13 protein-coding genes are annotated in these 13,490 nt (G+C 63.9%); 8 read left to right on the top strand and 5 right to left on the bottom strand.

The window, feature by feature from the left end; genetic code table 11:
* The first annotated feature begins 7 nt into the window (after positions 1-7).
* From AC04SH_RS27205 to AC04SH_RS27195, 3 genes are read left to right on the top strand one after another with little or no spacing between them, the layout of a single operon-like run.
* Positions 8-583, top strand: a complete 576-nt coding sequence (locus AC04SH_RS27205; RefSeq protein ID WP_477234141.1) for an invasion associated locus B family protein — start codon at positions 8-10, stop codon at positions 581-583.
* Between the two features lie 13 nt (positions 584-596).
* Positions 597-1,292 carry a hypothetical protein gene (locus AC04SH_RS27200; RefSeq protein WP_477234139.1) on the top strand — a complete coding sequence of 232 codons (696 nt, stop codon included), beginning with the start codon at positions 597-599 and terminating at the stop codon, positions 1,290-1,292.
* Positions 1,289-1,765, top strand: a complete 477-nt coding sequence (locus tag AC04SH_RS27195) for a DUF4189 domain-containing protein (protein WP_477234137.1) — start codon at positions 1,289-1,291, stop codon at positions 1,763-1,765. Before AC04SH_RS27200 ends, AC04SH_RS27195 begins: the two co-directional genes overlap by 4 nt.
* Before the next feature lie 117 nt (positions 1,766-1,882).
* Here the strand turns inward: AC04SH_RS27195 and AC04SH_RS27190 are convergent, their stop codons facing one another.
* Both AC04SH_RS27190 and AC04SH_RS27185 read right to left on the bottom strand, forming a co-directional pair.
* Entirely contained in the window at positions 1,883-2,752 is an 870-nt protein-coding gene (locus AC04SH_RS27190; RefSeq protein WP_488577291.1) for an aldose 1-epimerase, read from the bottom strand.
* Between the two features lie 71 nt (positions 2,753-2,823).
* Complete coding sequence (locus AC04SH_RS27185) at positions 2,824-4,368, bottom strand: helicase HerA-like C-terminal domain-containing protein (protein ID WP_488577290.1); 1,545 nt, start codon at positions 4,366-4,368, stop codon at positions 2,824-2,826.
* Positions 4,369-4,681: 313 nt separating this feature from the next.
* Here AC04SH_RS27185 and AC04SH_RS27180 point away from each other — a divergent pair, with 313 nt between their 5' ends.
* From AC04SH_RS27180 to AC04SH_RS27170, 3 genes are all read left to right on the top strand, one after another.
* The gene (locus AC04SH_RS27180; RefSeq protein ID WP_488577289.1) at positions 4,682-6,124 is read left to right on the top strand and encodes a methylmalonyl-CoA mutase subunit beta; all 1,443 of its coding nucleotides are present in this window, start codon (positions 4,682-4,684) and stop codon (positions 6,122-6,124) included.
* Positions 6,121-8,241 carry a methylmalonyl-CoA mutase gene (scpA, locus tag AC04SH_RS27175; protein WP_488577288.1) on the top strand — a complete coding sequence of 707 codons (2,121 nt, stop codon included), beginning with the start codon at positions 6,121-6,123 and terminating at the stop codon, positions 8,239-8,241. The genes AC04SH_RS27180 and scpA overlap by 4 nt, the downstream gene beginning before the upstream one ends.
* A 64-nt stretch (positions 8,242-8,305) precedes the next feature.
* Positions 8,306-8,533 carry an AbrB/MazE/SpoVT family DNA-binding domain-containing protein gene (locus tag AC04SH_RS27170; protein ID WP_488577287.1) on the top strand — a complete coding sequence of 76 codons (228 nt, stop codon included), beginning with the start codon at positions 8,306-8,308 and terminating at the stop codon, positions 8,531-8,533.
* 6 nt (positions 8,534-8,539) lie between these two features.
* On the opposite strand, the gene greA is transcribed toward AC04SH_RS27170, so the two are convergent.
* Complete coding sequence (gene greA, locus AC04SH_RS27165; RefSeq protein WP_477234125.1) at positions 8,540-9,013, bottom strand: transcription elongation factor GreA; 474 nt, start codon at positions 9,011-9,013, stop codon at positions 8,540-8,542.
* A 138-nt stretch (positions 9,014-9,151) separates the two neighbouring features.
* Here greA and AC04SH_RS27160 point away from each other — a divergent pair, with 138 nt between their 5' ends.
* Positions 9,152-10,507 (top strand): TIGR03808 family TAT-translocated repetitive protein, encoded by a 1,356-nt coding sequence (locus tag AC04SH_RS27160; protein ID WP_488577286.1) that lies wholly within the window; start codon positions 9,152-9,154, stop codon positions 10,505-10,507.
* Here AC04SH_RS27160 and AC04SH_RS27155 read toward each other — a convergent pair.
* Both AC04SH_RS27155 and AC04SH_RS27150 read right to left on the bottom strand, forming a co-directional pair.
* Positions 10,500-11,504 (bottom strand): asparaginase, encoded by a 1,005-nt coding sequence (locus AC04SH_RS27155; protein WP_488577285.1) that lies wholly within the window; start codon positions 11,502-11,504, stop codon positions 10,500-10,502. The two genes, AC04SH_RS27160 and AC04SH_RS27155, sit on opposite strands and share 8 nt — an antisense overlap.
* 26 nt (positions 11,505-11,530) lie before the next feature.
* The gene (locus tag AC04SH_RS27150) at positions 11,531-12,697 is read right to left on the bottom strand and encodes an acetyl-CoA acetyltransferase (protein ID WP_477302530.1); all 1,167 of its coding nucleotides are present in this window, start codon (positions 12,695-12,697) and stop codon (positions 11,531-11,533) included.
* 202 nt (positions 12,698-12,899) lie between these two features.
* Between AC04SH_RS27150 and betI the strand changes: the two genes are divergently transcribed.
* Positions 12,900-13,490 carry a choline-binding transcriptional repressor BetI gene (betI, locus tag AC04SH_RS27145; RefSeq protein ID WP_477234117.1) on the top strand — a complete coding sequence of 197 codons (591 nt, stop codon included), beginning with the start codon at positions 12,900-12,902 and terminating at the stop codon, positions 13,488-13,490.

The following is a 13,490-nucleotide window of genomic DNA, read 5'->3' as shown; positions in this document are numbered from 1 at the left end:
CCCGGCTATGATCAGGCAGGCAGTCTTTGCTGTCGCGATATCCATGACGTCAATGCTCCTGTCCGGCTCGTACGCGGTCGGACAGGAGGCGGTAGCTTCCGGCTACAGAATAAGGCCTTCCGACGTCGCGGTGCCTGCGGATGCGAAGCTTGGCGAATATCAACGGACCACCCGTCCGTTCGAGAACTGGACGCTGATCTGCGACGAGAACCTGCAGGCCCGCCAAAAGGTCTGCAACGTCACCCAGATCATCGAGGACCAGGCAGGACAGGTTGCGTTCAGCTGGTCGCTGGCCGCCACCAAGGAAGGCAACCCCTATATGATCTTGCGCACCCCGCCGATCGCCAAGAGCGACAGTCCTGTCTCGCTGACATTCGAGGGGCGCAAGGAACCGATAAAAATTCAACTCGACGGATGCAATCAAGCCGTCTGCGTCGGCATGCTGCCGGTTGGCCCGATCATGCGCGAACAAATTTCGAAGGCCGCGGCATCCGTCATCTCCTTTCCGACGACGGATGGCAGGACGATCAACGTGACCGCAACCCTCAAGGGCTTGGCCGCGGCCGTCGCGGCGATCAATTGACGAAGGCATTGCGATGAACCAGCAATCGATCCATGACCGGATAATGTCCCGCAACCAGGGAAAGGGTGCTGTTCAGGCCGGCATCGATGACCGGAGCAGACCGAAACGAAACCTGGCGAAGACCACTGTCTTCTCGTTGCTCGCGATTGCCGTCGTCGCCGCGGCCGGCTTCGCAGCCATGCGCTACGGCCTGGTCCGCAATTTATTGCCGCAGCCGGCGGTCGCGGAGACCAACCAGCCCGATCCGGCGCTGGCGGACACGCCATTTCTGCAACACGCCAAACAGGCAGGCTTGCAGTCTTGTTCCAACATTTTCCCGGCCCTCGGGCAGATGCTGACGACCGGCACGACCTACAGCGTTCAGTCGATCTGGAACAACGAGGCCCCCGACAAACACGTCGTGGAAGCCCTGGTCGGCATGAACTACGCCACGCAGGGCTACAGCGGCCCGGCCGCGGGCCTGGTGTTCGCAGCACCCACCGCATCTGTCTGCGAAGGCACGATGGTCAGGGTTGCGCCGTTCGCGGCCAGTTGCGCCGACGTTCCGGCCCTGCTTCCGAAGGGCAGCAAGCTTGCCAACAATCTTGGACAAATCAGCGTCTATGAACTGGCCAATGGAGGGGGCAACGCGATGCTGCTGCCGACAGGCAACAGCTGCGTCGTCATCTCCGTGGCCTCGGCAGCAGGAAAACAAGGAGGCGTACAATGAGGGTGAATTCCGCCATTGCGGCAATCGGCATGCTGTTGGCCTGCGCCGGGCGGCTCGCTGCGGCGGACCTCGCCCCCGCGGCGGACGTGCCCGAGCCGCCGGCCCAGGAAGAGAAAGGCATCTGGGCGGCGATCGCTTATTCGAACCCTGACGGGAAGCACGGCTTCTTCTGGGGTGCCGACAAGCGTCAGGAGGCGATGGACATCGCCCTCAAGCATTGCCAGACCGCCGGCGGCGACAGCTGCGCCGTGGTGAGCGTGTTTCGCAATCATCGTCACTGGGACGACGACGACAACACCGGCTTTCCATACAATCATTGCGGCGCGCTCGCGGTGGGCGAGAAGACGAGCGGGCAATCCACCAGCTGGGGCGCGGAGACGGCGCAAACACGCCGGCAGGCCGAAGACCTGACACTGCAGGCCTGCGAACGGAGTGGGCAGAAATGCAAGATCCGCGAATGGGTGTGTACATGAGGCCCTGCTGTGGCTCAGGAGCCCTTCACCCCACCGGTCGTTGCTTCGCGCGGACGGTGAAACCCAGCTGCCCAAGCACCAGCCCGCTGTCGGCATTCGGTTGGGCGCTGTTTCGCATCAACGCGAACTAGTGGAACTCCAATCAAGGCGCATGTTTGCACTCAATGTGGCGCCGTGCTCAAGCGGGGTCAGCCCTTCGCCGTGATGCGCATCGACGGAATGCGACACCGGCTCGAAGCAGAAGAAATCGGCGTCCTGCGACGGCGAATAGAGGATGAAGACGTCGAGCGCCGATGAGGCCGTGAGCGAGATGGCGATCCTGTCCTCGGGCCGGGTGATCCTGGCGAGGCGGTCCCAGCCGTCGAAAGCATTGTTCACCCAGCTTCGCGGCAGCAGGGAGGCGCGCGAGAAATTCCACGCGGGGTAATCGGCCACGGGCGCCACGCCGGTCGGCAAATGACGCTTGTCCTCCAACCAGACCCGCGCCGCCTTCGCCTCGAGCGTCGTTGCGGCGCTGCGCGGGAACCACGGATGAAAGCCGAGGCCGTAAGGCAGGCGAATGCCGGCGCGGTTCTCCACGGTGAGCGTAGCATCCAGGGCCCCGTCATGCAGCGTATAGACAACCCGCGCCATGTATCGGTAGGGGCCGATCCCGCCGGCGTCGAGGACCAGTTCCGCTTCGGTGGCACTGTGGCCGGCAATCCGCCACTCCCTCTGGAAACCGTCGCCATGGATCGGAAAGGCCTCTCCCGCCACATTCGGCTCGACGGTGTGGAAACGGCCGTCGAACTCGAAGCCGCCGCCTGAAATTCGGTTCGACCAGGGAACCAGAAGCTGGCAGCCGGAGGCGCCGGTGCCATTGCCGGGCTTAAGCAGCGGCACGGCTGCGCCGCCGACCAGAGCGTCGAAGCGCGCGATCGCCGCACCCTTCTGTGGCGCCAGGACGACACGGGCGCGATCGTCGCGCAGTTCCAGCAGGCCGGCCATCCCTCACCAGCCGCCGTCGATGGCGATGTTCTGGCCGCTGATCATGTCCGAGGCGGGCTGGCCGACACTGTTCACCGTCCCCTGGACAGGCTGCCCAGAATCCCGCGCACGATCGCCCGCCCGACGGACGAGCCAACCGAGCGCACGACAGCTTTGATCGCGGCCTCGGCCACGGTCTGGCGGTTGGACGGGCGCGGCGCCGGGGCGCGGCGGCCGGTTGATTGCGGCGGTGGCCGATCGTCATTGCCAAAGCCCGGAATGGTCCAGCGCGAACGGCCGCTGTCGGCCTGCTGTGCCTCCGCGTCCTGCGCATCCTTGGCCTTGTTCTGCAGCATCTCGAAAGCCGATTCGCGGTCGATGGTCTGGTCGTACTGGCCGGCGACCGGGCTCAGGTCGATCAGCTTGCGGCGCTCGTCCAGCGTGATCGGGCCAAGCCTGGACGACGGCGGGCGGATCAGCGTCCGCTGCACCATGGACGGCACGCCCTTGGCCTCCAGCGTCGAGACCAGCGCTTCGCCGGTGCTGAGTTGGGTGATCGCGGTCATGCAGTCGAAATCCGGGTTGGGCCGGAACGTCTCGGCGGCCGTCCTCACGGCCTGCTGTTCGCGCGGCGTGTAGGCGCGCAACGCGTGCTGCACGCGATTACCGAGCTGGGCGAGAACCTTCTCAGGGATATCCAAGGGGTTCTGCGTAACGAAATAGACGCCGACGCCCTTGGAGCGGATCAAGCGAACCACCTGCTCGACGCGGTCGATCAGCACCTTCGGCGCTTCGTCGAAAAGCAGATGCGCCTCGTCGAAGAAGAACACCAGCTTCGGCTTGTCGGGGTCGCCTACCTCGGGCAATTCCTCAAACAGCTCCGACATCAGCCAGAGCAGGAAGGTGGCGTAGAGCCTGGGGTTCATCATCAGTTTGTCGGCGGCGAGCACGCTGATGGCGCCGCGACCGTCGCGGGTGGTGCGCATGATGTCGGCGATGCGCAGTGCCGGCTCGCCGAAGAAATTCGCCGCCCCCTGCTGTTCCAGCACCAGCAGCGTGCGCTGGATGGCGCCGACCGACGGCTTGGTGACATTGCCGTAGCGCGAGCTGATCTCGTCGGCGCGCTCGGCGATGTTGGCCAACAGCGCCTGCAGATCCTTCATGTCGAGCAGCAGCAGACCGTCCTCGTCGGCGATGCGGAAGGCGATGTTCATGATGCCCTCCTGCGCTTCGGAGAGGTTCATCAGCCGCGACAAAAGCAGCGGCCCCATTTCCGAGACGGTGGCGCGGATCGGATGGCCCTGCTCACCGAACAGGTCCCAGAAGATGACCGGGAATTCCTGGAAATCGTAGGGATCGAGCTTGATCTGATCGGCCCGCTTGACCAGGAAATCCTGCGCTTTGCCCATCATGGCGATGCCGGACAGGTCGCCCTTGATATCGGCGCAGAACACCGGCACGCCGGCATTGGAGAACCCTTCTGCCAGAATCTGCAGGCTGACCGTCTTGCCGGTGCCAGTGGCGCCGGTGATCAGGCCATGACGATTGCCATATTGCAGCAAAAGCTGCTCGGCGCGCTGGTAGCTGTCGTCGGGCTTGCGGCTGGCGCCGAGGAAAATGCTGGTCTCGTCAGCCATATGTCCATGTCTCCGCAAACTGGTGTTAAAGCCAATGGCCTTGCCGCACGTATAGTGAGGCCGTTGCACAGCGACAATCCAAATCCTCAGATGGGCCAATTGTCTAAGCTGGCCAATGCTCCAAATCGGCTTTTTGGAGCTTGCGGATTTTGCCGGTGTTTGGCAATCGTTCATGGTTCGTCCACGCAGGCTGACCTATATCAGAGAGATCGAGTTCGGACCCTGAAGGGCGCATTGCATTGCGATATCGGACAGGGGACCGTAGACTGAACCGCTCCAGGCTGGTGCGGCCGCATAAGAACGAGGAAAATTGATGGGCGCCGGAGCCTTGACCAAGGAAATCGAACCCACAAACGTCGAGCGCCAGCGATGGCTGGCCTTGGCCGAAAAAGCGTTGGCCGGCGCATCCTTCGAGGACAGTCTGGTCTCGCACACCGACGACGCCATCCGCATCGAGCCGCTCTACGATCGCGCTGCTGGCGCCGAACCGCTTGTGCGCGCCAACCCCAAACTGCCCTGGATCGTCAGCCAGCGCATCGACGATCCCGATATCGGCCGCGCCAAGGCGCAGGCCCTGGACGACGTGGCGCAAGGCGCGACGGGATTGTCGCTGGTCTTCGAAGGCGCCCCGAATGCGTTCGGCTATGGCCTGCCGAGGACGGCGCAGGCGCTGGAGACGGTGCTGGACGGCGTGCCGCTCAACCGCGTGCAGATCCGCATCGACGCCCATCCCTGGAGCCGCGCCGTCGCCGACTGGCTAGTGGCGTTTCTGGGCAAGCGCCGCTCCGATCCGGCGAAGCTCAACCTCTCCTTCGGCATCGACCCGGCGGCGATCTTTGCCGGAACCGGACGGCTGCGGATGTCGATCGAGGCCTTGCAGGCATCGATGCCGCAATCGCTGGCGCATTTCTTTTCGCTTGGCGTGCCAGGCGTGCTGCTCGAGGCTGACGGGCGGGTGTTCCACAATGCCGGCGCCACCGAGGCGCAGGAGCTCGGCACCATGCTCGCTTCCGCGGTCTCCTATCTCAGGATGTTCGAGGACGCACGCCAGCCGCTTGTCTATGCCGCGCCGCATATCGGCTTTGCGCTCAGCGTCGACCAGGACCAGTTCCTGTCGACGGCCAAGCTCAGGGCGTTGCGCAGGCTGTGGGCGCGAATCCAGGAGACGTGCTCGATCCCGGCCTCGACCGCCAATATCCATGCCGAGACGTCGTTCCGCATGATGACGGCGGCAGACCCCGAGACCAATATTCTACGCACTGCGATCGCCGGTTTTGCCGCAGCCGCCGGGGGCGCCGATTCGATCTCCATCCTGCCGCACACGATCGCTCATGGCCTGCCGGCACCTTTTGCCCGCCGTGTTGCCCGCAATGCGCAGCTGATCATGGCCAATGAGAGCCATATCGACCATGTCGCCGACCCCACCTATGGCTCGGGCGCGGTCGAGGCGCTGACCCTGGGCCTGTGCGAAGCGGCGTGGGTAGAATTCCAGAGGATCGAAGCGGAAGGCGGCGTTCTGGCAAGCCTGCAGCAAGGCCACATCCAGGCGCGCGTCAAGGCAGCATCCGAGCGCCGCGCCGAGGCCTACCGGTCGGGTGAACGGGCAATCATCGGCACCACGCTTTACCCGCTGAAAAGCGAGACCCCGGTCGAGACGCTGGCGGCCGAGCGGCGGCCTCCTTTCACCGAGGGCGTGGCGGTGTGCGAGGCCCTGTTTCCGGTGCGCATCGACCAGTCGATCGGAGCCGCGCCTTGATCCCGGATTTCTCAGAGATCGGCTGGTCGGCGCCGCGGCGCGCGCCCGTCGAGGTCAAGGGCCAGCGACTGACGCCGGAAGGCATTGCCGTCAAGCATCTCTACAGTCAGGACGACCTCAAGGGCCTCACCCATCTCGACACCTATCCGGGCATGCCGCCTTTCGTGCGCGGCCCCTACCCGACCATGTATGTCCAGCAGCCCTGGACGATCCGGCAATATGCCGGCTTCTCGACGGCCGAGGAATCCAATGCCTTCTACCGGCGCAATCTCGCTGCCGGCCAGAAAGGCCTGTCGGTCGCCTTCGATCTCCCCACCCATCGCGGCTATGACAGCGATCATCCGCGCGTTGCCGGCGATGTCGGCATGGCGGGCGTGGCCATCGATTCCATCCTCGACATGCGGCAATTGTTCGACGGCATCCCGCTCGACGAAATGACGGTGTCGATGACCATGAACGGCGCCGTGCTACCGATCATGGCGCTCTACATCGTGGCAGCCGAAGAACAGGGCGTTGCGCAGAAGGATCTCGCCGGCACCATTCAGAACGACATTCTGAAGGAGTTCATGGTCCGCAACACCTACATTTATCCGCCGAAGCCTTCGATGCGGATCGTGTCGGACATCTTCTCCTACACCTCGAAGAACATGCCGAAGTTCAATTCGATCTCGATCTCCGGCTATCACATGCAGGAGGCCGGTGCGACCGCCGACCTGGAACTCGCCTACACCATCGCCGACGGCATCGAATATGCCCGCGCCGGCGTCGCCGCCGGTCTCGACATCGACCGTTTTGCGCCGCGGCTGTCCTTCTTCTGGGCGATCGGGATGAACTTCTTCATGGAGGTCGCCAAGCTCCGCGCCGCGCGGCTTTTGTGGTCGAGCCTGATGCAGAAGAATTTTGCGCCGAAGGACGAACGTTCGCTGTCGCTGCGCACCCATTGCCAAACCTCCGGCTGGTCGCTGACAGCGCAGGACCCCTACAACAACATCACCCGCACCATGATCGAGGCGATGGCGGCGACGCAGGGCCATACCCAGTCGCTGCACACCAATTCCTTCGACGAGGCGATGGCGCTGCCGACCGACCATTCGGCCCGTATCGCCCGCAACACGCAGCTCATCCTGCAAAAGGAATCCGGCACCACGCGCATTGTCGACCCGTGGGGTGGCTCGGCCTATCTGGAGCGGCTGACACATGATCTTGCAGCGCGCGCGCTTGCACATATCGAGGAGGTCGAGAGCCTTGGCGGCATGGCCGCTGCGATCGAACAGGGCATCCCAAAACTGCGCATCGAGGAGGCGGCGGCGCGCACCCAGGCGCGCATCGATTCCGGCGAACAGATGCTGGTCGGCGTCAACGCGCATCGCCCGGAGAACGACATCGAGGTCGACGTGCTGAAGATCGACAATGCCGAGGTCCGAGCCCGGCAATTGTCGAAGCTGCAGAACCTGAAAGGCACGCGCAATGTCGGCGCGGTCGAGAGCGCGCTCGATGCGCTGACCCGCGCTGCGCAAGGTAACGAAAACCTGCTGGAATTCGCCATCCGCGCCGCGCGCGCCAATGCGACCGTCGGCGAGATCTCGCTGGCGCTGGAAAAGGTCTTTGGCCGCCATGTCGCCTCGGTGCAGACGATCTCCGGCGTTTATCGCAATGCGCTTGGCGACAATCTGGCGGTTGAGCGGCTGCTGGAGAAGCTTGAGGCTTTCGAGAAGAAGTCCGGCGGCAAGCCACGCATCCTGGTGGCCAAGATGGGCCAGGACGGCCATGACCGCGGCCAGAAGGTTATCGCTACGGCCTTTGCCGATCTCGGCTTCGACGTCACCGTCGGTGCGATGTTCCAGACACCGGATGAGATCGCGAAACTGGCGGTGGCGCAGGATGTCCATATCGTCGGCGCCTCGTCGCTGGCGGGGGGCCATCTGACGTTGATCCCCGAACTGCGCGATGCGCTGAAGAAACTCGGTCGCGCCGACATATTGATCGTCGCCGGCGGCGTCATCCCACCACAGGATTATGATGCGGTGCTTGCGGCTGGTGCTGCGGAAATCTTCCCACCGGGCACGGTTATCCCGGAAGCGGCGGATCGGCTGTTGGATCGGCTGCTGGCGGGCTGAGCGAAACAGTTGCAATGCCTATCAGAGTTGCGTCATAGTGTATGGCGCAACCTACGGTATAGACATGAACACCATCATTCACGGACTTGAGGACGGATCGGGCGTTGTAATCTTGCCGCGGAAGATGCTCGAAAGCTTGGGGCTGCAAGTGGGCGATGAACTCCAGATCATCGAAACCGATGACGGCATCATCCTAAGGCCGATTCCGTGTGACGATCTCGAAAGGCAAATGCGTGCCGCGCGCGATGTCATGGACAAGTATGAGGCCGCGTTGCAAAGACTGGCAAACTAGACGCAGTCAGCTCTCCGACAGCTTAATGATTTCCCATTCCTTGCCGTTGACGCTTGCGACGTCGCCGACCTTCTTGCCGAACAGCGCCACCGCCATCGGCGAGACGTGGGAAATGCTGCCCTTTGAAGGATCGGCCTCGTCCTCACCGACGATCTTCCAGTGCACCTTCTTGCCGTCGTCGCCTTCCAGCGTGACGCCCATGCCGAAACGCACCTGGTCGCTGCCCGGCTCCGGCACGGAGAGTTCGGCGCTTTCGCGGCGCGCTGTCCAGTAGCGCAGGTCGCGCGACACCACGGCGATGCGCTCGCGGTCTGCTTTTCTCTCGGCTTTCGCCAATATGTCGCGCAGATCCGTCAGATTGTCCTCGATCTGCGCCAGCCCGCGCTCCGTTACCAGATTGCGGTGCGGGCTGATCGGCCGCTCGCCAATGCCGGCAATGGCGTTTTCGCTGTCTTCCTCGCGGGTGAAGGCTCTGCTCATCGGATGAACTTAGGCTCGCTTCGGCGACTGCACAAGCCACTTGCCGGACCCGGTCATTGCCCGGACTATGACCGGGCGAAGACCGCTGCGGCTGGCATGATTCCTGCGGTTAGCCGGGGGATCGCAAGGGATGTGCCGATGTTGAACAGACGAGTGCTGCTAAAGGGGACGGCCGGCTTTGCCGTGCTCGGTCTTTCGTCGGGCAACGCCTTGGCTAAGACGGCAGCACGCGGCTCGATCAACGCCGCCGAGCTTGGCGTGCAGCCGGACGCAGCGGACGACCAGAGCAAAGCCTTCGCCAAGATGCTTGCCGAGGCGAGCGAGCGCAACGCGCCGGTGTTCCTGCCGCTCGGAAACTATGTCGTATCCAACCTGACCTTGCCAGCCCGTGTCAGGCTTTCCGGCGTGCCCGGCGCCTCGCGCATTCTCTATGGCGGCAATGGCCATTTGCTAACGGCCGAACAGGCCGAGCATATCGAACTCACCGGGCTGGTCTTCGATGGCGCCAACGGCTCTCTGGCCGACGATGCGCAAGGGTTGCTCGACCTGCGACGCGTCGCCCGCCTGGTCATCGACAACTGCATGATCACCGGCAGCGGCAAGCACGGGTTGGCGTTGGAGCATGCATCGGGCCGCGTCGAGCGCACGGAGATTTCGGGAGCAGCGGACGCCGGCATCTACTCCGTCGAAGCGGCCGGCCTTGAGATATCGGGCAATACGGTGTCCGATTGCGGCAATGGCGGCATCCTCGTGCACCGCTGGCAGCAGGCCGAGGACGGCACCGTCGTCAGCGGCAACCGCGTGCAGCGGATTGGCGCGCGCAGCGGCGGCACCGGTCAGAACGGCAATGGCATCAACGCCTTCCGCGCCGGCAATGTCGCCATCTCCGGCAACATCGTCTCGGACTGCGCCTTCTCGGCGATCCGCGCCAACAGTTCCAGCAATCTGCAGATGACCGGCAACACCTGCTCGCGCTCGGGCGAAACCGCGCTCTATTCCGAATTCTCCTTCGAGGGCGCCATCATCGGCAACAACATCGTCGATGGTGCGGCCAACGGCATCTCGATCGTCAATTTCAACGAGGGCGGCCGCATAGGCGTGTGCTCGAACAACATCGTGCGCAATCTCTCCACCACAGGCCCCTACCCCGCTGATGCGCCGGGCTTCGGCGTCGGCATCAGCGTCGAGGCCGACACCACAGTGTCCGGCAACGTCATCGAGAACGCGCCGCTCTACGGCATGCAGATCGGCTGGGGCGCCTATATGCGCAATGTGGTGGCGACGGGAAACATTATCCGTCAGGCCGGAACCGGCATCGCCGTCACGGTCGTCGAGGGAGCCGGCTCGGCTATTATTTCCGACAATGTCATCGACGGCGCCAGGAACGGCGCCATCATTGGCCAGCGCTGGGCCGAACCGGCGACCGGCGACCTCGCCAAATCAAGCGATACCGGCTATGCGCATCTGACGGTTGAACGAAACCGCATCAGCTGAGCGCCGCTGTCGGGCGCAGCGAGCCGACCTGGGCGCCGATGCGGCTTTCGATCGGCGGGTTGGACTGTTCCAGAAGGTTTGCTGCCAGCGCCTCGTCGGTCTTGAGGAGCTTGACGAGCACAGCAGCAATCATCACCTCGGCGGCGCGGCCGGCGCCGTCGTCGCATTTTAGCGCAATGCCGAGGCCAAGCTCGGGAACGGCGGCGCAATAGACGCCCTCGGCGCCGGTCTTGACGAAGATGCGGCCGGGCGCGGCCTGCATCAGCGCGACATCGGCCTTGCCGGTGCCGGCAACCAGGAAGGGCTCGGCCATGCAGGCCGCGAGCAGACGTTTGGCGGCCTTGGCGCGCTCAGGGCCAAAGCCCCTGCCTGTCGCCATACGGGCAAAGCCCAGCGCGAAGCTTTTCAGAGGCACGGCGTAGGTCGGGATCGAGCAACCATCGATGGCCCGGTCATTGGCATCGTGGGCAGCGCCGGTCACCGCCTGCATGGCGTCTCGTACCATCTCCTGAAAGGGGTGGCCGGGCTTGACGTAGCCCTGATGGGCAAACCCCGAATGCACACAGGTGCAGAGAAAGCCGGAATGCTTGCCGGAACAATTGTTGTGCAGCGCATTTGGCGAGCCGCCTGCGCGGGCCAGTGCAATCTCCGCACCATGGCTGGAAGGCCAATGCGCGCCGCACTCCAGCGCCGATTTGTCGAGACCGGCTTTGGCCAGCATCGCCTGCGCCAGTTCGACATGCGCCGGCTCGCCCGAATGCGAGGCGCAGGCCAGCGCCAGTTCGCGGTCGCCGAAGCCGTAGGCGTCAGCGGTACCCGTTTCGACCAGCGGCAATGCCTGGATTGCCTTGACCGCGGAGCGCGGAAACACGGGCCGCGCCGTATCGCCGATTTCCCAGACAGGCTTGCCGTCACCGTCGAAGACCGCGACAGCGCCGCGATGGGCGCTCTCGACGATCGCGCCGCGCAAGACCTCGACCAGAACCGGATTTGTCATGTCACCTCCCAGAAATGCAGGGCGGTTTATCTGATCCGGTCGAGAATGGAAACGTAGTTGGCGACGGCAGCACCGCCCATATTGAAGATGCCGCCAAGCTTTGCGCCCGGCACCTGGATGCCACCGGCCTCGCCGGTCAACTGCATGGCGGTCAGCACATGCATCGATACGCCGGTGGCACCGATCGGATGGCCCTTGGCTTTCAAGCCGCCCGAAGGGTTGACCGGCAGCCGGCCGTCCTTTGCCGTCGTGCCGTCGAGCGCCAGCTTGGCGCCCTCGCCGGGCTTGGCCAGGCCCATCGCCTCATATTCGATCAGTTCGGCGATGGTGAAGCAGTCATGCGTCTCGACGAAGGAGAGGTCGTCCAGCGTCACGCCGGCCTTCTTAAGCGCCTGGTTCCAGGCCTGTTCGCAGCCTTCGAACGACAGGATGTCGCGCTTCGACATCGGCAGGAAATCCTGGACATGCTCGTTGGCGCGGAAGGCGACGGCGCGGCGCATCTTCAGCGCCGTCGACGTGTCGGTCAGCACAAGGGCTGCCGCGCCGTCGGAAACCAGCGAACAGTCGGTGCGCTTCAGCGGACCGGCAACGAAGGGGTTCTTTTCGCTTTCCTGGCGGCAGAATTCGTAGCCGAAATCCTTGCGCATCTGGGCATAGGGATTGTCGACGCCGTTCTTGTGGTTCTTCGCGGCGATCATGGCGAGCGCGTCCGACTGGTCGCCATAGCGCTGGAAATAGGCCTGCGCGATCTTGCCGAAGACGCCGGCAAAGCCAGCCGGCGTGTCGCCGTCCTCCGGCAGATAGGAAGCTTTCAGCAGGTTCTTGCCGATCTCGGGACCGGGTGTCGTGGTCATCTGCTCGGCGCCGACCACCAGCACGACGCGGGCGGCATTGGCATCGATGGCGCGGATGCCTTGCCGGACCGCGGCCGAACCGGTGGCGCAAGCATTCTCGACCCGGGTCGCCGGCTTGAAGCGCAGCCGGTCGTCGGCCTGCAGCACCAGGCTGGCGGTAAAATCCTGCGGGGAGAAGCCGGCATTGAAGTGGCCGAGCACGATCTCGTCGACCTCGTCCGGGCCGATGCCGGCATGGTCGAGCGCGTCGACCGCGACCTTGGTGATCAGGCCTTCCAGCGTCTCGCCTTCGAGCTTGCCGAAGCGCGAATGCGCCCAGCCAACGATGCATGCGGTCATGGCGGTCTCCATCCTTGGCGCCAGCCTAACATGTGGGCTCATGGCGCAGTTCGCCTTTATTGTTCAAATATAAACAATCCCCACCGCGCCGAAAAGGGCCGCAAGCGGACAATCGCTTGGTGCAGCCCGCCATAGGATCGATTTTTTGTTGATTGACGGATCAATAAAAAATAATCATGCGGGACAAAAGCCGGGAACAACTATGCCGAAAGTCGGAATGGAACCGTTGCGCCGCAAGGCGCTCATCGACGCGACGATCTCGGCGATCGGCGAGCGCGGCTCGCTTGACGTGACCATGTCGGAGATTGCCGGCCGGGCCGGCGTATCCTCCGCGCTCGCCCACCACTATTTCGGCGCCAAGGATGAACTGCTGCTGGCGACGATGCGGCACATATTGGCAGAACTGACCATCGACATGCGGCGTGCTCTTCAATCCGCCGCCACGCCGCGCGAACGCGTCTCGGCCGTGGTAGCCGTCAACTTCTCCGACATCCAGTTCCAGCCGGAAACCATCGCCGCCTGGCTCGCCTTCTATGTCGAGGCCCAGAAATCATCGGCTTTGCGCCGACTGCTCAGGGTCTATGCGCGGCGGCTGCATTCGAACCTGATGAGCGGCCTGACCGGCATCCTGGCCAGGCATGAAGCCGACCGTGCGGCGGAAGCAACCGCAGCGCTGATCGACGGCCTCTATATCAGGCGCGCGCTGAAGGACGGCGTGCCGGACGCGGCGACCGCGATCGCGCTGGTCGAAGACTATCTGGAAATCAAACTCGGCGGGCGACAGACACAGTGA

This window comes from Mesorhizobium sp. CNPSo 4688 (genome assembly GCF_057784295.1).
This window is presented reverse-complemented; position numbering and strand designations above follow the sequence as displayed.